The organism is Roseibium sp. JB4-4 (genome assembly GCF_055693425.1).
The window spans coordinates 4,645,103-4,664,999 of the sequence record NZ_CM146333.1 but is presented as its reverse complement, the minus strand read 5'-3'; the positions used below and the strand labels follow the sequence as shown (position 1 = coordinate 4,664,999).

Below are 19,897 nucleotides of genomic sequence, written 5' to 3'. Positions count from 1 at the left end.
ATTTACTTTCAATTTCGATATAAATTACATGGCCACGGCAGTTCGCGGATGGCTCTGAGGCGTTCTATCGCGCATAAAGTGAGCCACTCGATTCTCGCTCAGAAAATCGCTCATGATGAAATAGGTATCGGCATAGGCGCGATTGAATGTGTCGAAGAGGCTCTGGTCCCAGAAGTCTCGCAGCCGAAAAACCTGATCACTGAAAACGTCGAAGCTGGGGATGCTGAATGTATCTGCAAATTCGCGTGTACGGCTGTCATAGGTGAAGTAGAGGGCCGGAACACCATTGGCCAATGCCATGAGATTTCCGTGCAGGCGATAACCAAGGACGAAGTCACAAGCCTTTACGCAAGCGTCGTAGTCGGCAACTACGTCGGAATAGAACAGTCGGTTTCTGTAAAGAGCTTCAATCTCGTCATCGAGATACCATTCGCTTACCCAGGCATTCTTGCGCAACGAAGCAATTGCCTCCTCGCCCTGATCGGGTGTTCCCAGAACCAGCTTCTTCTCTTCAAGCTCGCCCTGCGCCATGAGGACGGTATCGAAGCGGCCTGCAACCGATTTGATGAGGTCTCGATGGAAAGTCAGGTATTGCCGGATATCCTTTGCATATGCAGGCGACACTTCACGCCGGACCGTTACGCCGACTTTCCTGACATCGTCGATATTCGGGAGTCGGATTTTCAAATCAGGATCATTGTGTCGAAAGGCTGTCGGGCAACCGATCACTCTGGTGTTTGTGATCCCGATATCCGCAAGAATCTCAGCTGTATAGTTGCCGCGAACGCCGATCGAAGCGGTCGAATCCGAGATCAAACGCAACACATTCCGAGTGGTTTCTGACAAGGACAGTTTTCCGTCGACCGGCGCCTGAGCACCGATCCCGAATGCCAGCACCGGCAGCTGAAGCCGGTTCAGGACTTTTTCCGACAGCTCCCAATTCATCTGCTCGTTGATGTAGTTGGAACCGCGAAGCACGACATAGTCGAATTCTTCACGCAGCCGGTCGATTTCGGCCGGATTGAAGTCCCGGATCGTAAGCGTTTCCAGCTTGTCGAAATTCAGCAGTTTAAGTGAAGAATCGAAGACAAAGGCGTCACCGATATTGTGGTAATGATTGATATTGCGCTGAATGTCCCGGTGGCTGTACCAACGCACATTGTTATGATCATAAACTTCGCCGGAGGGTATCATCACGAGGATACGGGACATTCCGGTTTCCTTTGCTTTTTCAGGCACTTTGCTTGAGGGTATCCGGCAAGCCCGCTAGAGCTGCTGAACGGCCGTCCATAGCATTTCGATAAAGGACAGCGTGCTCTCCGGCGCTCTCCAGATGGGTTTTTGGGGGCTGGATACCAGCCCGAAGGCGGCTCCACAGATCTTGGTCCGTGAGCGCTTCGCACATACGGTCAGCGAGATCTTCCGGGCTTGAGACACGGGCATGCAGACCGTCGATTCCCGGGCGAACCTTTTCGGCCATGCCCCCAATATCGCTGCAGATGATCGGGCGACCGTGGAAAAACGCTTCTTGAATGATCACGGGTGAGTTTTCCCACCAGACCGACGGCATCATTATCCAGTCTGCCTGGCGTACAAAAGAAGGCATGTCGGTATTCTGATAACTTCCTGCAAATCGGACGCGTTTCCCGGCGGCTTCCAGCAGGTCACCGATCTTTTGACGAAACTCTTCAGGTTGCCGCTCAAGATTGCCACCGTGAATCGTCAGCGTGGCATCATCGCCCCAGACGCTCTGGGGTATCCTCTGAACCGCGTCCAGCAGGACATCGATACCCTTGTAAGGGGTCATCTGACCGAAAAAAGCAAAACGGCACCGACGTTCAGAGCTTCCGGTAACCGGGCGAACTTCCGCCGCTTCGCCCACATTCAAGCCGTTCTCAATGACCGAGATCTTGTTTTCAGGCAGGCCCCAGGCAACATAGCGTTCCGCCAGAAACCGGCTTGGAGAAACATAACCGTCGGCAACACTCAGCATGGCTTGAATGAACTGCCGACGTCGCAAGAACGTTCCAGGTGCAATGTCCGGAAAACAGCCGTGACAGGCGATTGGGGATGCTGCCTTACACAGCTTGTGGCCTTTCGTTTTGACCATTTGCCCGTGATGGTGGCAGATCGAGAGGAATTCGTGGAATGTCACCAGAATGACAGCATCCGGCAATGCCTCGCGCACCGTATAGAGCGCTTCCAGACCCAATCCGATGAAATGGTGAAAATGCACGACATCCGGACGAAGTGTGCGCACGAAGCGGCGCAGATCCCTGCACAGGTCACCAGTATTGCGGTTGGAGACGAGAAAAGGATCGTAGTCGTCTGCATGAAAGAGCAATTCGTCATCGGCATCATCAACCCCCATCAGGGCGGATTGACCGTGCCTCGGATACTCGTTTCCAACCCGTGCAAGGAAAAAGGACTGCGCTCCCGGTTGGGCCTTTAAGCCGAGATGAAGATTGTAGGATGCGACTTCCGCGCCGCCGAGTGAAAGCGTCGGATGCCCATGGGAAATGATCAGCACACGCAAGGTGTCGTCCGAGATCTTCGCCGTGTCAGAAGTCGACCCGGTCATGCCCTGTCCTCCGCCAATTCCGGGAAAACTGGCAGCCAGAAGCGGTCGAAACTGCACCGGTCGATATCGGCAACAAGTTTTTTCCAGTTGGCATTGGACAGCGAACCATCATCAGCGTGGATCATTTCCACCTGCGGCACCCAGACAGAACCAACCCCGGAAAGCTTCAATCGCAAAGCCGCATCAAGGCCCTTCTCGTCAGTGCCTAGATAGTTCCGGGAAAACCCGCCCGCTTCTGCAAGTGCCGACCGGGACATGATACAGCAGTCAAACGGCACAGCGGCGACCTTTGTTGTTTCCGCCCCCAAAAGGGTCCGGCGCGGGTAACCGAGATAGTGTTGTTTCAGTTGGTGACGTCCGTCTTCCAGTTCGATCCAGGCACCGCCCCATCTGATGGTGTCGTCTTCATAGAGGATGGTAGGTGCCACCAAAGGGGCTTCATCGTGAACCTGGAAAGCCGAATGCAGTGCCCCCAACCAGCCGGGAGCGCGTGGCAGGATGGCGGAAGAAAGACAGACGATTGTGTCGCACGGTGCTTCACCGGCGCCGGCCTGGATCGCGTCGAGCGCGTCACCGGCATGGCTCACCAGAACCAACCGAACAGACAGCCCGAAAAAACCCGCGATCCGGCGAAAGTCTTCGATCTGCTCCTGCCCCATCTCATCAGATATCGCCAAGACGATAGGCAGACCCTTCAAGCTCGGATCGAGCGCACAAAGAGAGAGCAGAACTCTGGATCTTTCAAAGTCGTCATCCAGCCCAACAACCAGTGCAAGCGACGCACTTTCCGGGAAAGGACCCAGGTCGTAGATTTCACAGACTGTGGGATCCGGCGCTTCCGCTGCCTGAACAAAAGGCAGAAAGTGGCGCTCAAGGACGTCAGGACGAAAAGCCGTCGCAGGATCTAGCCCGGAAATCAGCCGCCGCAATGCCGGCTTGAGCAGCGCCCGGCCAAGGGCAATCGGAGCGAAGGCCGATCTGCCGTCTTTCAGGACGAGTTCAAGATATGCCTCTTGAAACACGGCTCCGTCCTGCACTGGAACATGAGCAAGAAATCCATGGCGCTGTTTTGCATCCGGCCCATTCAGGAACGGTGACAGTGTTTCGAACGCACTGGTCACATCTGGCCGCCGCTGTTGTGTCCAGCGTGCATCAAGTCTGCAACTTGTCCCATCTGAACGAAACAGCACGGCCTCGACACGCTCTTCCGGGTCCAGCAGCCAGCCGGAAAGCAGCGCACCAGCACAATCTACACAGGCGCTGAAATCGATGCCGACACGGACCGGGACATCCAACTCGCTTACAGTTTCCCGGCCATCGAAACGTTTGCCTGCCTCTTCCAAAGGGCCCTGCCGTCGCCTGCTGGGGAGAGCTTCGGCAGGAGGGACCGGATGTGCGACGGCAGGGCCCTGACCGGGAGCACTGACTTGCGTTCATGAACATGAACTGCATTCCAGCCCGCCCGGCTTCGAACAAAGATCTTTCGGAGAGATTGGACATCAGCCTTGTTTTCGACAGCAAGAAGACCGGAAAATCCAAATGCCTTGCCTCCGGTGTCCTTGCGTTCAAAAAGTCCACTTGTGAACGCTCCGATCTGAAGGCTGTCTCCCAAGACGAAAACACGGCTTGTACCTGCGGGGATGGCCTTGGCCCAACCCTGCAGATAAATGTCGCCCTCATCGAACGCTCCCAGAATTTCCACAAATCCGTCGCGCCCCGAGAAACCATCAACAAGTCTGGCCGTTGTGTCCATCGCATCGGGCGTTGCGCCGCCGTTCAGCAGCGCTTGAACCAGGCTGTCGATCACATCCGGTTCTGTCTGGGACGAAAGTTCACTCACCTTACCAAAGAAACTCTGGAGGTCATCTGCCCGCGACTTGAAACCATATGGATGAGAATGGCCCTGACACCGGATCGTCAGGCGCTCAGGCCGGATATCCAGCCCGTTTGGCAGGGAAAGAATGGCAACAAATGGAGTTTTGCTGCCCTTCAGCTGTCCATCGTGCTGCAACACGGCAACTGTGCAGAATACAGTCGCCTTCGGATCGTCATTGAGAACGGCCGGCCAGCTTCCGGAAATTACATTTCCAACGCCCGCGACCAGAAGTGTTTCGCGATCAAGACCGGCACAAAGAAGTGAATGCCCGTCCACCGGAACGCAGGATCTATCCGTTCTATCATTCTTGGAAGTTGCGTTCTGGCGCTGCCGTGTGTTCGGCAACTTTTTCACTCCCTCCAAAGTGACGACTGGCTCCATTCAACCTACCTCCAAAGGCCGCCGGCTGTGGCAAACAGCATGCCGCCGACAAAGCCAAGAAGAATTGCCAGCAGTAGCAAGTGAACCTTGAGATTGTTCTGGCTCTTGTCGCCAAGTTCCGTGAGCCGGCTGTCAAAACCCTTCAGAGTAGTATCGAACCGGAGCAGGAAGACCTCGAGCTCCTTCACCCGCTGGGACAGTTCCCCCTGCCCGCCCTTGAGGATGGCAAGGGCTTCACCGAGTTCGCCTTCGTTTGACGCAAGCGCATCAATGCGTTGAACAGTCTCGCGCAACAGCTTTGTGGCGTCGCGCTGTCCGATGGCGCTTTGGCGTTGTGCCACGATCAACCGGTCGACCTTCTCCATTACCAGAGCCAGCGGCATGGCAACGGCTGCCTCGGCGGCCCGCTCTTCTGCGCTCGGTCTCGGCAACTTGAGTTGCGCGTCACCTTCCGGCGTTTCAGCAATGACGGTCAGGCCTTCAAGAGCAGAGGCGACAGCCTGCGGCAATTCAATATCGAAGGCGTAGTTGCCATCGCCTATACCGTTTCGTTTCAGATCGACCCGCGGGTTCTCTGCAACTTTGCTGAGGACCCGTTCTCCGTCATGAAAGACATGAATAGTCATGCGGTCGCTGGGGCTCGAGGCATCCCAGGCCCAACCCAGCAGCCGTCCGTTTTCAAATGCGTCGACACGTCCCTGGAGCCTGGCGGGCACCGCTTTGACCTGATCCACATCGGTAACATTCGATCCGGAACCTTTGTTTTCGCTCTTTACCTTTTCAAGAGAAGTCACACTCATATCGATCCTCCTCAGGCAGCCGGTGCGCGCGGCATTGAATGCCGGCCTTGAAAGAGACCTAGATATTGCTCGGCAACGACCGCCACGGAGGGGGGACGCGCACATTTGCCGCCAGGTTTCTATAGAGTTCTACGTCTCCGGCAGCCATCGCCATGGTGATCGCCAGACTGACGGGATCATTCTTGCGCACATGAAGGCCGTCGATGCTGTCCTTGACAGCCTCAGCCATGCCTCCGACACCGCTGGTGATGACAGGGCGGCCATGCTGTTGAGCTTCCGCGATGACCAACGGAGCGTTTTCCCACCACACGGACGGCACGACCACCCAGTCGACCGGTTCCATGAGGCTGGCAACTTCATCGGGTCGGTAAGCACCGAGCCGTTGCACGTTCGGCGCTGTTTCTTCAAAGAGCGCATCGATACGCTTGACGAAATCCTTGTCCTGAAATGGTGCCCCGCCATGGACCCGAAGTTCAAAATCAAGATCCTTGTCCTTTAGCAGGCGAACTGCCTGCAGGAGGACTTCGATACCTTTCCAGGGTGTCAGATTGCCAAAGTAGCCGAACACCGATTTCGGCTCATTAGTAGCCGCCCGACTGGCCACAGGTGTGGTCTCCGGTCGCCCGTTGCTGATGATCCTTATCTTCTCTGCTGGAAGCCCCCACCGCACATAGACGTCCCGCAGGAACGCACTTGGCGCCACGAATTCATCCACTGCAGCCAAATGGGTCTTGATGAAGCGCTCCCGCAAGCGCAGGTCATTCGGCTTGGCGTCTGGAAGACAGCGGCACAGTCCGCCCGAACCCAGGGCCGCACAGGCCTCATCCGGACTTTTCATCAGGACACCATCATTGGCGCAGATCGCATAGTAGTCGTGAAGCGTCATCACGATACGCACATCCGGGAGCGCGCGACGCAACAGGACTGGGAGCTCGACCCCGAAGAGCAACAAATGGTGTATGTGAACGACATCCGGCTGGAAATTATCAAGCAAGGTGCGCATGTCCGGCACGAAAGCTTGCAAATCTATCTGACTCATGTTGAACCGGTCGAAATGACCTGCCCACATCAGCAATTCATCACCGCTGTCACTGATCGCCTGAAAGCTGGTGCCTGGATGCGGATCGCGGTGCAAATGGTTCGTCGCACCGACAAAGAGCGATTGATGCCCTGCCTTGCGATACGCCTTGGCGAGCTCCAGCGCGACAGTTTCCGTCCCGCCGGGATGCAGATCGGGGTGATTGTGAGCAAAGACGAGAATGCGCATCACGTCACCTCCGCATTTGTCTTCAAGGCAACGAAAAAATCCTGATAGTGCAGCGAGCTGCTACCGCCACGCCAGTGCCCCAGCCGTTTGACGGCCAATTCGAACCCGGCGGCTTGCAATGCGCTTTCGATGAAACCATCGTCGAAAGCGACCGCCATCATTGGCTCCTTTGCATCGGCAAACCAGGCGGGTCCCTCACCCGCCCGTTGAAAAGTGATGCGCGGCTTGGCGTCTGAGTTTTTGTCCGGAAGCATAACGAACGCAGATACGAACAAGCGTCCGCCTTTGCCCAGAAGGCGCGAGATTTCCTTGAAATAAGGTCCAATTTCTTCCGCCGGCAGATGAGTGACGACGGACGTCATGATGGCAAAATCGAAAGCACCGGTCGCAAACGACAAGGCCACTTCGCTGCCTCGGATATAGCCTTCGGGATTGTAGAGCGAGTTGGCAACATCAAGATGCGCGAACCGAAAGTTCGGATAGACCGACGAAATATTTCGCGTACACCACTGGATGCCCGCAGAAGCCGGATCAAAACCGACATAACGTGCCTTGGCCTGATCGAGGAACTGCGTGAGTGGAACTGCCATTCTGCCAATGCCGCAGCCGACATCCAGCACCTTCTCGTGGTCCCTCAGTCCGCCAAGCTCGATAAAGTGCCCTAGGAATTCGGTCCCAATGGCGAGATAATCTCCGTCGCCGACAAAATTGTCTTCGCTCGGCGGCACCGGAAGGAACCGATTGCGCAGAACATAAGCCTGTAGATCGGCAAGCCGTTCTCCGCTAAGCGCGACAGGCAACAAACCCGCCGTATCCCGAATGAGAACCGGCGAATTCATGCTCTTGATCCTTCTTCACGCAGGGCCGCAGCCCCCATAAGCGCTACGATGTCCTCTTCCCACCGCGATTGATGAAGCCAGCGATTGTACTGAGAGGCGACACCGCCGGTGTAGTCATCGTTCTTGCGGATGGAGACCCGCTCGAAATGGTAGAGCTCGGCGTCGCCGATGTAGCAAATCTTCCGGTTCAGCTTCCTGAGTTTCAAGCAGAGGTCACTGTCTTCGTAGTCACCGACAATGTAGTCGTTGGTGAAACCTCCGACGGCATCGAAATCTTCCTTCGCCAAAACCATGCAAGCACCGGTTACGCCGGGCACCTCACGTGAGGAGCTCGCTTCGGGAAACTGCCTCGGAAAACCCTTGAAATAATGGTGATTGAACCAGCGCCCCTTGTCGTCTTGAATGAACTTGAGGCCTGCGTGCTGGATTGCATTGTCTGCGTATAGCAGCTTGCCGCCGACAGCCCCGATCTGCTCGTCCATCATCAGGCTGGCGCACAACTGTTCCAGCCAGCCTGCCTCGATCGGCACGACATCGGAGTTGATCATGGCAAGATAACGACCACGTGCGGCCTCCGCGCCGGCATTGCAGGCAAGGGCGTACCCGCCGTTGCGTTCCATGACCACAAGGCGCAAAGGCAATCCATAGAGCAGATGAAAGCCAGCGAGCAGATCCTCAACGTGCGTGACCTGCTGTGGCGAGTCGAGCACGAAGATGATCTCCGCATTTTCCGCGAGCCAGCTGTCCGTTGAAAAGGTAGCCAGCTGGGCCTTGATGAAGTCGAAGACCTTGTAGAGAGGAATGACAATTGAAACCGTCGGATTCGTCAGCATCGCTCCGAACGTAATCTCCTTGGGCGCTCCAACCGAATGACGAAAGCGCTCCTGGATTTCGGACAGAATGTGCGACAGGCAACCGGACACGACTTCATCGCTCATGTGCCGAGGAGTTGCCACGGAAAGTGCTTTTGCCCTGACTTCGCAAATGTCGCTCGGCTGTGGCGGCGGGACCAGCGAAGCCCGCTCGCCGGAGGCCAGCCTGAGTTCGAAACGGGGTTGAAGATTGAGCCGCAATGAGCCGCCGACCGGCGCAAAGGCAACAAATCGCTTGATTGCGTATCCACCCTGCGTTTCCGGCAGGACACCGTCAAACGTCATAAGCTCCAGTGGAATGGGAGCATCGGTACCAGACAGAATATCGATCCCGCGATAGGTCTTTCCGGGATCTCGCATCCACCCTCCGACCAGAACTCCGGCCTCTCCGGCCAGTGCCGTTTCGACTGAACAGAAGGATGTCGATTCAGCAAGCGATCCATGGCGTCGCGCTGCCAGCGGTTCATTTGATTGCATATTCAAAACAGCCGCCTCGGCCTCCTCGGACCGTTTTCCGATTTCGGCAATGAGGTAGTCCCGCACTTCCGGCAGCTTCCGGGAATTGGTCCCCCACCAGGAGCTTAGCGAGCGTCCAGCGTTTTCAACCGCCATTCTGCGAATGGCGAGGCCCCACGCCCCGGCAAGTACGAGAAACCCGTTTTGCGGGCGCTGATGAAGCTCAACTGAGCCGAGATACAGTCTGTTCCTGCCGTTGTTGTGGGGAACGTTGCAGCCTGCGCCATCAAGACGCTGAATGCCAAAATCTCCAATCAAAACAGCAGTTTGGATTTCGGCACTATCGCTATTGAGCAACGTCTCGAGAATGTGCACTGTTCCGACACTCGCTACAAACTCGACAACCGGAGGCGTATCATTGACAGAGCGGAGAAGCTCGCGCGCAAAATCGACAAACCTGCGTGACCGTGACAGCCGGAACATGCCTGACCAGGCATTCAGAAACGTCGTGACGAAAACCGCACAGGCGGCCTGACTGAGACCATTCGTAATGGCAAAGGCATCGGCCGCCGGCACCGATTGGGTAACATCTACCGCCAAACGAGCCTCGGAACCGATTGCGCCAGCCGTCAGTTTGAGATCCAGCCTGGACTTTTCCTTCAAGGAGAAGGCCCAGACGATACGCGATCGACCATCCAGACGCGCAAGCCTGACGCTTGCGATAGAACCGAATGAGCTTGTGGTTTGCTCTTCAAGCCGTGGAGCTGCATTCACCTGATGAGGGGGATCCCACACAAGAAGACAGACCCCCGACGTCAATTGATAGATTTGCGGCGACTCAAAGTCCGCCTCGGCGTATTTGCCCAGCGTCTCGAGCATCTGTATCCTTCGATTGAGGGTCTGCAAAAGCGGCGCAGGCCCAGGGCCGGAAACCGCCGCTCGGGCGCCCGGATAACCGCGCGCCCGGGACGTGGCTTATCAGGAGACGACGATATAGCCTTCAGGATTGTTCTGAAGCTCATCGGCATCGACATTGTTGAGCGTCACGGTGTCGCCGTTGCCCAGATCAATGACCGTGTTGTTGCCCACCTGCGTCGCACGTGCGGCAACATCAGCAGCAGAAGAAACGCCGGTGCTGTTGATGTTATTGGAGATCTGAACCAGATCACCCACCTGGAAGTCCATCACGATGTCATTGCCACCGCCACCGGTGAACACGAAGACGTCGTGGTTACCACCACCGAACATCACATCGTTCCCTGCGCCGCCATCAATCAGATCGGTACCTTCGCCACCGAAGATGATGTCGCCGCCGTCACCGCCTTCAATGTAGTCGGAACCACCGCCACCGAAGATCGTGTCACTGCCATCTCCACCCAGAATGACGTCTTCGCCACCCTGACCAAAGATTTTGTCGGCGCCATCTTCGCCGGCGATCACGTCACCGCCGTTCCCACCGAACAGAAAGTCATCGCCCTCGTCACCGAGAATGATGTCCGATCCGCCCAAGCCGAAAATAAAGTCTTGGGCATTGGTACCTTGCAGGAAATCCTGGAAGGCGCTGCCTTCAATTGTAGCCATTGCAAACTCCTGAACTTGCCTCGTTGAAATGACGTCCCGCGAACCGCGGCACACCGCACTGCACAACGACCGCCTTTCGCTATGCAGCACTGACAATACACAATTATTACTGATAGCAAAGAGAAGAATAGTGAAAAAAATAAGGCAATAGTTTGAATAAACGAAATTAAAATCAAATTATTCAGTTCTATACTTTAAAAATACGATGAACTTATTCAATTTTTGTTTTGAATTTCAAAATAAAATCAAATAAACCAACCACGCTCTTATAGATTGTATTTTTTATCTATATTTTTCAGATATTTGTGTGATTTTTGGCAAATCTCATCGTTATCTGAGGCAAGTTTATACTTTAAATTACAACCAAAGTTTGCATCTTCTAGCTGCAGACAATCAACTTGATGCTGCATTGCGATACGTCCGCAAGGCCTTCAATGCCGGCACTCGTGACAAGGCTGGCGCCTGTACTTTGGAAACCAGGGAGAATACGGCCGTTCAATCTTCTCTGAAGGCGCGATTGAGGCTGTCCGAAATTGGCTCGACGAGATATTCGATTGCTTTGCGGGCGCGCCGAACAATGAGCACCTCGGCTGGCATACCCGGGTAAAGTGCCAGGTCAGGCCTCCCTTGCAATGCATCAGGCGTCACCTCCGCCCGCACAACGTAGAACGCAGCCTGCGTCTGCGGATCGACAGTCTGATCGGCGGCCACAAAGGTCACCTCTCCGACAAGCGGACTGGCACTGCGCCTGTTGTAAGCGGTCAACCTGATACGCGCTTCAGAACCTACGCTCACAGAATCAATATCATTGAGATTCATGCGCACTTCGACGAGCATCTTTTCGTCACGCGGCACGATATCCATAATCGCCTTACCTGGCTCGATGACACCGCCTGGCGTGCGTGTTTCAATATCGGAGACAATTCCGGCCTGAGGTGAATTGACCACCAACCTGTCGAGAACATCCTTCGCGGATACGATCTGCTCGTTAGTAAGATTGAGATCAAGCTGCGTTTCGAGGATTTTGCTGGCAATCTCGCTTTGCCACTCCTGCTCGGCCTGCAGCAGCGCCACTTCCGCCCCCTGCCGCGTCTTTTCGGCACGCGCTTTCTGCGCGATGAATTCACCGCCGTCTCCAATCATCTCGCTCAGTTCGAGCTGGACATCACTCAACATGGCCTTCGAGGTAAATCCCTTTTCTACAAGCGAGGTCAACGCTGCGACCCGCTCTTCAAGCAGCGCACGCTGTTGCCCCGTGGCTTCGATCTGCGCCTGAGTGGCTTCAATCTGCGCGGCATACTGTTCGATTTCCTTCTGCTGAAAGGAGAGCTTTCCCTCGTAGACCTGACGCCGTTTTTCAAAAAACCGGCTTTCAGCAGTAAGAACGTCTTGCGTCAACGGAGCATCACTTTCCAAAAGCTCCTTGGGAAAGTTGATGTCTTCCGCCCCGTCCCGTTCGGCCCTCAGGCGGGACAACATAGCGAGCAGGCTGACGCGCTTGCCGCGCAACTGGGCAAGTTCCGCCCGTGCGCGTGTATCGTCCAGCTCCACCAGAGGCTGTCCGGCATCTACAAAATCGCCTTCCTGAACCAGCAATCGTCGCAGGATCCCGCCTTCCAGGTGGCTGATGGTTTTTCGCTTGCTGTCAACAATCACGCTGCCGGTTGCGACAGCTGCACTGTCCAGATCGGCAGTGAAGCCCCAAAGAAGAAAACCGCCGAACCCGATCGTCACCGCCAGTACGGCAGCCAGCAAGGGCTTCTTCAGGCTCGGTGGACGCGCGTCATCCGCCGTAAGCCCCGACTTCCAATATGCTTCGACGGGCTCTTTGGACGCCGGCCTGGTTTGTAACTGACTTTGGTCTTCTGACATATTATGCGACCTCTCCACTGCCGGGCAGAGACCGATTGGCTGCAGGCGTAGGCAAGCGCCGTGTGATACTGCTGACAACATCCGTTCGGTCACCGAACTGGCTGACGCGCCCGTCCTCGAGCACAAGGATCTTGTCGGCAACTTCCATTATAGCCGGCCTGTGCGCGATCACGATGACGATGGCCTCATTTGCTCTTGCCTCTGCAATGGCGCGAAGCAGAGCGACCTCTCCCTCGGTATCCAAATTTGCATTGGGCTCATCGAGCACCAGCAAGCGTGGCCCTCCAAAGAGAGCACGCGCCAGTGCAACACGTTGCTTCTGACCGCCGGAGAGCGTGTAGCGATTGTCGCCGACGGGCGTGTCGTAACCCAGCGGCATCCGGCCGATCATCTCATGCACTCCCGCCGAGCGCGCTGCGTCGATCACCATCTGCGGGTCGGCTTCATACATGCGCGAGATGTTGTCTCTCACGGTCCCGTCCAGCAGAGACACCGACTGCGGCAGATATCCGACCATGGCACCGAAAGAAGCCCGCTCCCACAGGTAGACATTGTTTCCGTCCAGAAAGACCCCGCCTGTTGTCGGCTGGAGCACACCGACAAGCAGGCGGGCGAGCGTCGATTTTCCGGCGGCAGAAGCACCGACGACGCCAAGAACCTCACCAGGTTCAAGAGAAAACGAAATGCCTTTGATCACCGGAACCGGCGCATTTGGTGGCGCGAAGACCAGCTTCTCAACCTTGAGCGCCCCCTGACTGGGCGGCGTTGGCACGGTCTGACGCAGCGAGGAGTGATTCTCAAGGACGTCTCGAACCCTGTTCCAGGCCGTCAGGGCGAACACCCATTGGCGCCAGTTTTCAGTCATGTTGTCGAATGGGGTCAGCAGTCGGCCCATGATGATACTTGCGGCAATCATCGTACCGGCAGTGACCTCCCCCTTGATGACAAGATCAGCACCTAGCGCCAAAACGGCGATCTGCATACCGAACCTTATGCTACGGGTTAGAGCGTGAATGGCCTTGCCGCGCCGGCTGCCCATGGCCATCAACTCGGCTGCGTGCAATTGACCCTTGCGCCACCGTCTCGCGAGAGCCGGCATCAACCCCATCGCGTCGATTGTTTCAGCATGACGGAGCGTTGATCCGATGGTCGCAACGTTCTGCAGGTTGGCCGTGCTCGCTTCTTTCAACAAGGGACGGGTGAGCATGTCGGACAAAAGATTGAGACCGATAAGCGTGACGGCCGAGACAACCGCCAGCAGACCATAGAATGGATGCAGCGCAAACAACACGATCAGGAACAATGGTACCCACATGGCTTCAAGCGGTGCGCTGATTGCATTACTCGTAATGAAAGTCCTCAGGTCATTGAGATCACGCAGCACCTCGGAAGCCATGCTGCCTCCTTTCTCAAGGGAGGATTTCACACCCGCCTCGATCGCCGTCAGATTGAGGCGACGGACCAGCTCGCTGCCCATGATCTGGAAAATCTGACTTCGAATGAACTCTAGAATTGCAAAGAGCACCAAGCCTGCAACTGCAATGATCAGAAGCATATTGAGCGTATCGAGGCTCCGACTGTTCAGGACACGGTCATAGACCTGGAGCATGAAGAGCGGAACCACCAACTGTAAAAGCGTGATGAACCCGCTCAAAATCGCAGCGACAGCCAAACCGGTTGCAAAGGTGACCCTGGCCTCTCTGATGAGGCGAAACGGATCAATAGCGGCCGGTATTGATTGCTCAGCCATTTACAATTCCCCAAATATTCAACCGATAGATGTGTTCGCAAGTGCGAAAAAAATCAAATTTGCCCAGAAAACGACACATCTTTTCCCTAGTAATGATGAATGACTATAGATTAAATCGAGTCAACTAACGCCTTTAATTGTGGCGATCGATTGACGAGTAGTAGAAAGTTAAAATTAAAAACAATGAATGCGCTGAAGTGCATAGAAAGGGAGCAATTTAGCGATGAGATTAGTTCGAATTTAGTTCGAATATTGGCGGGAGTTCGGGGCACATGCACGATATATTTAAAGAGACGGTGTCTGGCATAAATGGCCACACGACGACTATTAAACCTAGAGTTGAGGAAAATGGCAGCAGATCGATCGACACAAACAGGAATAAGAGTGCTCCCCAAACCCCGCATGTAAATCACTTTGATCTCGTAAGAATTATCGAAAGAATGTACCGACGATATCTCGATCGCTTGCGCATCGATCTCATTCGAATTGGTGCAGACGACATTTCCCCCGCGCACGCGATGCTGCTGTTTACTATCGGAGACGATGATCTTTCTGTTCGTGATCTGATGGATCGCGGCCACTATCTCGGCTCGAATGCATCCTACAGCCTGAAGCAACTGGTTCAGTCTGGATATGTTGATCGCACAGCATCGGCTCGCGACAGGCGCTCGGCCCGCATCCGCCTCACGGACAAGGGCAAACAGCTTTGTGCCGACATAAAGACCGCAGATGAGGTCAATCAGGATCAGGTCGTTCAATCCGAGAAGGATTTGCAAGCGCTTGAAGAGACATTCGCGATGCTGCGCAAGCTCGAAGTTCTTTGGGCAACAGACCTGCAGCGGGCGACGCCGCGCCTTGACATGAACCGGTTCTGACCGGAGGCGATCCATGCATATCGTGTTTGTGCACCGGCACGGGCCCGGCCAGTTTGTTCACTTGGCCCAGCGCCTGATTTCCGATGGTTGGACCGCAACGCTCATTTGCGAAAGCATGGACCGTCCGGTGCCGGGTCTGCGCGTTTTCCGTTATGGTGAAAATTCAGGCAGACAAGGTGGAGCGGGCGAAAACGCCGGCGGCGGATCCGTACCCTATATCGTCGCTGGTCGAAGAGTTGCAGATATTCTGAACAGGCTTAGCCTGAATGGCCGGAAGCCCGACCTCGTCATGGGCCACATTGGTTGGGGGGCATGATGTTCGTGAAGGATGCCCTGCCGGACGTCCCCGCTATTGGCTACTGCGAATACTATTTCCAACCGCAAGGCGGCGATCTCGGATTTGCACCCTCTGAACAGGTATCATTCCAGCATCGCCAAACGGTGCGACTGCGCAACGCGGTTCAGCTGGCAACGCTGGAGCAAATTGATGTCGGCATCAGTCCGACTGCCTGGCAAAAAAGCCGCTTCCCGCAGGAATTCCAATCAAAGATCGTCGTACAGCACGAAGGGATAGACACTTTACGGGCGCGCCCCGACGCGGTTGCAGGTTTTCGCCTGCCAAATGGCCAGCTTATGACTGCCGGTGATCCCGTCGTCACATTCGCTGCCCGCAGCCTTGAGCCCTATCGTGGCTTTCCACAATTCGTCAAAGCAGCGGCCCAGGTTGCCGCCCAAATCCCGGAGGCACAGTTTGTCATTGCCGGAGGCGACGGGGTCAGCTACGGCCACCAATCGGGAAAAGGTTCTGAACTACGCAACAGACTGGTCGCAGAAACAGGTTTGCCGCAGGATCGCACACACTTTCTGGGCCGGGTTCCACATCAGAACCTCATTCAGCTGTTCCAGGTGTCAGCTGCTCATGTTTACCTGACGTATCCCTTTGTTCTGTCCTGGTCGTTCCTGGAAGCAATGGCGTGTGAAGCACCTGTCATTGCGTCAAACACAGCGCCTGTTCAGGAAGTGATCCGCCACAAGCGCAACGGAACACTTGTTGACTTCTGGGACACAAATGCACTTGCCGAGGAGATTTGCTCAGCTCTAATCGACCCCAAAAGCAGGTTCGATATGCGCCGGGCCGCGAGAAGAACCGCTGTTGAACGCTTTGAACTCTCAGGCTGCACCCTACGACTGCAATCAATGCTGCAAAAGGTGTCGAAGTCGCGTGCCCGCACGTCGACACCTGCGAAAATCAGCGAGCAAACACGACAGCCGGCAGTCGAGCGGGGTCTCGCATGAAAGCGATGCCGACAGAGATTGCCGAGGTGTTGCACATTGTGCCTGCCTGTCACCAGGATGCTCGCGGACATTTTGCGGAAACCTATAGCAGATCCGCTCTTGAGCCGTTTGGTGTGGCTGCCGATTTTGTCCAGGACAACTTGTCCTTTTCCAGGCGGCAAGGAACTGTCCGCGGCCTCCACTTTCAAGCGCCTCCATATGCACAGGCTAAACTCGTTCGCTGTTCCAGCGGATCGATCTTGGATGTCGCGGTGGACATTCGGTATGGGTCACCAACCTTTGGCGCGCATGTCACCAGAGTGTTGAGTGCTCAAAACATGCATCAGCTCTTTGTCCCGGCCGGATTTGCCCATGGGTTTTCGACGCTCTCGCCAAATACAGAAGTTCTTTACAAGATCGATGCGAACTACGCCCCGCAATACGAGCGTGGGATACGGTTTGACGATCCGGACCTGGCCATAGACTGGCAACTCGGCAACGACCCGGCCTTCCTGTCTGACAGGGACAGAGACCTTCCCAAGTTCACTGCCCTGCCACCCGTATTTACGTTTGCTGACATGACCGAGGTGTCCGAATGCCTATCCTGATCACCGGAGGAGCCGGCTTTATTGGCACAGCTTTGTGCCGACACCTGCTTGAACATTCCGATGATGAAATCATCGTGCTCGACAAACTCACCTACGCGGCCAACACCAAGGCCGTTGCCGAGCTCAGCCGGAACCCACGCTACACCCTCGTTCAGGCGGACATCTGTAATTTCGGGAAGGTTGATCGAGTTCTCCGACGCTATAACCCATCTGCCGTTTTGAACCTTGCCGCTGAAAGCCATGTCGACCGATCGATCGAAAATGCAGCCGACTTCGTGGAAACGAACATCAAGGGTACGATGGTGCTGCTGGAGGCAATCAGAAAATTCCTCGCATCGCTCAAGAGCTCAGAAGCAGAGTCTTTCCGGTTCCTGCATGTCTCGACGGACGAAGTGTTCGGAGATCTTGCAGACCTAAGCGGCAACAGTATTTTCAAGGAAGACACACCTTACAATCCCTCATCACCATACGCGGCCAGCAAGGCCGCGTCGGATCACTTGGTTCGCGCCTGGTGCCGCACATATCGAGATCCCGTCGATCATTACCAACTGCACCAACAATTACGGCCCTGAACAATATCCCGAAAAGCTGATCCCGCTGGTCTGCAAGCATGCAAGGAACGGATGGACGCTTCCGGTTTACGGCGACGGACATCAGACCCGGGACTGGATTCACGTTTCGGACCATGCTCGCGCTCTTCAAATGGTTCTGAAAAGTGGGAGACCGGGACAAACCTATGCGATTGGAGCCCGCAACGAAGTCTGCAATCTCGACCTGGTTCGTCTGATTTGCCGGACATTCGACAAACTCGTTCCCGAAAGGGCTCCACACGAACATCTGATCCGTTTCGTCACTGACCGGCCTGGGCATGACCGGCGCTATGCCGTTGACCCGCAAAAGGTCGAAGTCGCAACTGGGTGGAAGCCGGAAGTCGACTTCAAGGAGGGTATCGAGAATACCATTCGCTGGTATCTGAACCAGAAACCCGAGGCCAACTATCTACCCCATCAAATCCCGGCGCTGTCCGCTTCCGGCAGAGCCACAGCATGACAGTGAGAACCAGGGTTCTGGTTGCCGGCAAAAACGGCCAACTTTCAAAGTCTTTGAAAGTTGCCTCTGCGGCTGCAACCGACCTTGAGTTCTGTTTCTTCGACAGACACACGCTGGACGTCACCAAGGCTCAAAGATGTAGCGCGATCATTGACCGGCTGCGGCCGGACTTCGTCCTGAATCTCGCTGCCTATACCAGCGTCGACGATGCCGAACGCTTTCCAGATGACGCACACAGCGTGAATGGCGTCGGTGCCGGAAACCTTGCTCAGATATCCGCAGTTCACGACATACCGATCATTCACATCTCAACCGACTACGTTTTCGATGGTGAAAAGCGATCACCGTATGACGAGACTGATCGCACAAACCCGGTCAATACCTACGGCATGTCGAAGCTGGCAGGCGAGAACAGCGTTAGCCGTCTCAACCCGAAACACATCGTGCTTCGAACGGCATGGCTCTATTCGCCTTTCGGATCGAATTTCGTTTCCTGGCTGCTTTCTATGGCTGTCGAAGGCCGTCCACTTCGTATCGTGGCCGATCAGGTCGGCAATCCAACGTCGGCACTAGACCTGGCAAAGTCATTGGCAGATCTTATCCGCCAGCTCGACAACACGGATTGGACCAACCTGTCCGGCACCTATCATCTGGCGGCCCCGGAGCCCCTGTCCCGCTTTCAGTGGGCAAAAAGGGTAGTCGCCCTCTCCAGTGAATTGTACGGCCCAACCTGTCAGGTCAGCGCAGCTGCCACGACCGAATTCGCAACTCCTGCCACAAGACCATTGCGGACCGTACTCAGCATGGACAAATTCCAGAATACCTTCGGACTGAAGTTCCCCCCTATAGAGCAAAGTATCGGTGATGTGCTGCAGGCATTGCCCCGATCCAGGAAGGTTGCGCAATGAAGGGTATTGTTCTTGCCGGCGGCTCAGGCAGCCGTCTTTATCCCATCACCCTGGCCAGCTCCAAACAGCTCTTGCCGGTCTATGACAAACCGATGATCTACTATCCGCTGACGACATTGATGCTCGCCGGACTGAAGGAAATCCTTGTGATCTGCACCCCACAGGACATCGGCGGCTTTCAGCGCCTGCTCGGAGATGGCCATCAATGGGGGATCAAGCTGCAATACGCTGTTCAGGACCATCCTTCAGGCATCGCTCAGGCATTCCTGATAGCGGAGGACTTTCTCGCCGGAGATCGCTCCGCACTCATTCTCGGAGACAACATCTTCTTCGGTAAGGGGCTGCCGGAAAAAATGCTTTCAGCAAGAAAGCAGTCGCAAGGTGCAACGGTCTTTGCTTATCAGGTCCACGATCCGGAACGCTATGGCGTGGTTGAGTTCGACACCGACTATCGAGCCGTCTCAATCATCGAAAAACCCACCCAACCGCGAACCGATTGGGCAGTTACCGGACTTTATTTTTATGACGCAGATGTCGTTGACGTCGCAAAATCCCTGAAACCTTCTGCCAGAGGCGAACTTGAGATCACAGACATCAACAAAGCCTATCTGAACCGCGGCCGACTGAACGTCGAAAGGCTGGGGAGAGGTTTTGCCTGGCTTGACGCAGGCACTCCTCAGTCCCTGTTGGATGCTGCCTCGTTCATACAGACACTTGAATCGCGCCAGCGTTTGAAAATCGCCTGCCCGGAGGAAGTTGCCTACCACCAAGGCTGGATTTGTAAGGAAGAACTGCAACATCTGGCCGACAAGGTCTCCGGTTCGGCCTATGGCACTTATCTGAAGTGGCTGGCAAATGAACCTTCCAGAACCTTGCACGAATTTGAAAATGCGCTCGCGTCCTGAT

At 55.4% G+C, this 19,897-nt stretch carries 16 protein-coding genes and 2 pseudogenes; 7 read left to right on the top strand and 11 right to left on the bottom strand.

Annotation, left to right across the window (positions count from 1 at the left end):
- Positions 1-24: 24 nt before the first annotated feature.
- From ACZ1HV_RS21935 to ACZ1HV_RS21885, 11 genes are all read right to left on the bottom strand, one after another.
- Positions 25-1,212 carry a polysaccharide pyruvyl transferase family protein gene (locus tag ACZ1HV_RS21935; protein WP_298961430.1) on the bottom strand — a complete coding sequence of 396 codons (1,188 nt, stop codon included), beginning with the start codon at positions 1,210-1,212 and terminating at the stop codon, positions 25-27.
- Positions 1,213-1,231: 19 nt separating this feature from the next.
- Positions 1,232-2,581 carry a glycosyltransferase family 4 protein gene (locus ACZ1HV_RS21930; RefSeq protein ID WP_472716299.1) on the bottom strand — a complete coding sequence of 450 codons (1,350 nt, stop codon included), beginning with the start codon at positions 2,579-2,581 and terminating at the stop codon, positions 1,232-1,234.
- A complete protein-coding gene (locus ACZ1HV_RS21925) occupies positions 2,578-3,924 on the bottom strand; it encodes a glycosyltransferase family 2 protein (protein WP_472716298.1) in 1,347 nt (448 codons plus the stop codon). The genes ACZ1HV_RS21930 and ACZ1HV_RS21925 overlap by 4 nt, the downstream gene beginning before the upstream one ends.
- The gene (locus ACZ1HV_RS21920) at positions 3,882-4,838 is read right to left on the bottom strand and encodes a hypothetical protein (protein ID WP_472716297.1); all 957 of its coding nucleotides are present in this window, start codon (positions 4,836-4,838) and stop codon (positions 3,882-3,884) included. Before ACZ1HV_RS21920 ends, ACZ1HV_RS21925 begins: the two co-directional genes overlap by 43 nt.
- 5 nt (positions 4,839-4,843) lie before the next feature.
- On the bottom strand, positions 4,844-5,638 hold the full coding sequence (locus ACZ1HV_RS21915) for a hypothetical protein (RefSeq protein ID WP_472716296.1): 795 nt from the start codon (positions 5,636-5,638) through the stop codon (positions 4,844-4,846).
- Positions 5,639-5,696: 58 nt separating this feature from the next.
- On the bottom strand, positions 5,697-6,905 hold the full coding sequence (locus tag ACZ1HV_RS21910) for a glycosyltransferase family 4 protein (protein ID WP_472718488.1): 1,209 nt from the start codon (positions 6,903-6,905) through the stop codon (positions 5,697-5,699).
- Positions 6,905-7,744 carry a class I SAM-dependent methyltransferase gene (locus tag ACZ1HV_RS21905; RefSeq protein WP_472716295.1) on the bottom strand — a complete coding sequence of 280 codons (840 nt, stop codon included), beginning with the start codon at positions 7,742-7,744 and terminating at the stop codon, positions 6,905-6,907. The genes ACZ1HV_RS21910 and ACZ1HV_RS21905 overlap by 1 nt, the downstream gene beginning before the upstream one ends.
- Positions 7,741-9,951, bottom strand: coding sequence for a glycosyltransferase family 2 protein (locus ACZ1HV_RS21900; protein ID WP_472716294.1), 2,211 nt, complete (start codon positions 9,949-9,951; stop codon positions 7,741-7,743). The genes ACZ1HV_RS21905 and ACZ1HV_RS21900 overlap by 4 nt, the downstream gene beginning before the upstream one ends.
- A 99-nt stretch (positions 9,952-10,050) precedes the next feature.
- Positions 10,051-10,653, bottom strand: coding sequence for a calcium-binding protein (locus tag ACZ1HV_RS21895; RefSeq protein WP_152500337.1), 603 nt, complete (start codon positions 10,651-10,653; stop codon positions 10,051-10,053).
- A gap of 495 nt (positions 10,654-11,148) precedes the next feature.
- On the bottom strand, positions 11,149-12,525 hold the full coding sequence (locus ACZ1HV_RS21890; protein ID WP_298812986.1) for an HlyD family type I secretion periplasmic adaptor subunit: 1,377 nt from the start codon (positions 12,523-12,525) through the stop codon (positions 11,149-11,151).
- A gap of 1 nt (position 12,526) precedes the next feature.
- Positions 12,527-14,275, bottom strand: coding sequence for a type I secretion system permease/ATPase (locus ACZ1HV_RS21885; RefSeq protein WP_472716293.1), 1,749 nt, complete (start codon positions 14,273-14,275; stop codon positions 12,527-12,529).
- Between the two features lie 440 nt (positions 14,276-14,715).
- Between ACZ1HV_RS21885 and ACZ1HV_RS21880 the strand changes: the two genes are divergently transcribed.
- The 7 genes and pseudogenes from ACZ1HV_RS21880 to rfbA all read left to right on the top strand — a co-directional run bounded on the left by ACZ1HV_RS21880 (position 14,716) and on the right by rfbA (position 19,896).
- On the top strand, positions 14,716-15,150 hold the full coding sequence (locus ACZ1HV_RS21880) for a MarR family transcriptional regulator (RefSeq protein ID WP_247649361.1): 435 nt from the start codon (positions 14,716-14,718) through the stop codon (positions 15,148-15,150).
- 13 nt (positions 15,151-15,163) lie between these two features.
- Positions 15,164-15,669, top strand: a pseudogene (locus tag ACZ1HV_RS21875) (glycosyltransferase family protein); the annotation flags it as partial.
- A gap of 114 nt (positions 15,670-15,783) precedes the next feature.
- On the top strand, positions 15,784-16,446 hold the full coding sequence (locus ACZ1HV_RS21870) for a glycosyltransferase (protein ID WP_472718487.1): 663 nt from the start codon (positions 15,784-15,786) through the stop codon (positions 16,444-16,446).
- Positions 16,443-17,033 carry a dTDP-4-dehydrorhamnose 3,5-epimerase gene (gene rfbC, locus ACZ1HV_RS21865; RefSeq protein WP_472718486.1) on the top strand — a complete coding sequence of 197 codons (591 nt, stop codon included), beginning with the start codon at positions 16,443-16,445 and terminating at the stop codon, positions 17,031-17,033. Before ACZ1HV_RS21870 ends, rfbC begins: the two co-directional genes overlap by 4 nt.
- Positions 17,021-18,083, top strand: a pseudogene (locus ACZ1HV_RS21860) (dTDP-glucose 4,6-dehydratase); the annotation flags it as partial. The gene rfbC and the pseudogene ACZ1HV_RS21860, both read left to right, overlap by 13 nt.
- On the top strand, positions 18,080-18,991 hold the full coding sequence (gene rfbD, locus ACZ1HV_RS21855; RefSeq protein ID WP_472716292.1) for a dTDP-4-dehydrorhamnose reductase: 912 nt from the start codon (positions 18,080-18,082) through the stop codon (positions 18,989-18,991). The pseudogene ACZ1HV_RS21860 and the gene rfbD, both read left to right, overlap by 4 nt.
- Complete coding sequence (gene rfbA / locus ACZ1HV_RS21850) at positions 18,988-19,896, top strand: glucose-1-phosphate thymidylyltransferase RfbA (protein WP_298813002.1); 909 nt, start codon at positions 18,988-18,990, stop codon at positions 19,894-19,896. Before rfbD ends, rfbA begins: the two co-directional genes overlap by 4 nt.
- Position 19,897: the final 1 nt, after the last annotated feature.

Coding starts and splice junctions, on each gene's coding strand:
- ACZ1HV_RS21915 (WP_472716296.1), bottom strand. CDS start 5,638: ATGAGTGTGACTTCTCTTGAAAAGGTAAAGAGCGAAAACAAAGGTTCC.
- rfbD (WP_472716292.1), top strand. CDS start 18,080: ATGACAGTGAGAACCAGGGTTCTGGTTGCCGGCAAAAACGGCCAACTT.
- ACZ1HV_RS21900 (WP_472716294.1), bottom strand. CDS start 9,951: ATGCTCGAGACGCTGGGCAAATACGCCGAGGCGGACTTTGAGTCGCCG.
- ACZ1HV_RS21885 (WP_472716293.1), bottom strand. CDS start 14,275: ATGGCTGAGCAATCAATACCGGCCGCTATTGATCCGTTTCGCCTCATC.
- ACZ1HV_RS21930 (WP_472716299.1), bottom strand. CDS start 2,581: ATGACCGGGTCGACTTCTGACACGGCGAAGATCTCGGACGACACCTTG.
- ACZ1HV_RS21905 (WP_472716295.1), bottom strand. CDS start 7,744: ATGAATTCGCCGGTTCTCATTCGGGATACGGCGGGTTTGTTGCCTGTC.
- ACZ1HV_RS21910 (WP_472718488.1), bottom strand. CDS start 6,905: ATGCGCATTCTCGTCTTTGCTCACAATCACCCCGATCTGCATCCCGGC.
- rfbA (WP_298813002.1), top strand. CDS start 18,988: ATGAAGGGTATTGTTCTTGCCGGCGGCTCAGGCAGCCGTCTTTATCCC.
- ACZ1HV_RS21920 (WP_472716297.1), bottom strand. CDS start 4,838: ATGGAGCCAGTCGTCACTTTGGAGGGAGTGAAAAAGTTGCCGAACACA.
- ACZ1HV_RS21870 (WP_472718487.1), top strand. CDS start 15,784: ATGACTGCCGGTGATCCCGTCGTCACATTCGCTGCCCGCAGCCTTGAG.
- ACZ1HV_RS21895 (WP_152500337.1), bottom strand. CDS start 10,653: ATGGCTACAATTGAAGGCAGCGCCTTCCAGGATTTCCTGCAAGGTACC.
- rfbC (WP_472718486.1), top strand. CDS start 16,443: ATGAAAGCGATGCCGACAGAGATTGCCGAGGTGTTGCACATTGTGCCT.
- ACZ1HV_RS21880 (WP_247649361.1), top strand. CDS start 14,716: ATGTACCGACGATATCTCGATCGCTTGCGCATCGATCTCATTCGAATT.
- ACZ1HV_RS21935 (WP_298961430.1), bottom strand. CDS start 1,212: ATGTCCCGTATCCTCGTGATGATACCCTCCGGCGAAGTTTATGATCAT.
- ACZ1HV_RS21890 (WP_298812986.1), bottom strand. CDS start 12,525: ATGTCAGAAGACCAAAGTCAGTTACAAACCAGGCCGGCGTCCAAAGAG.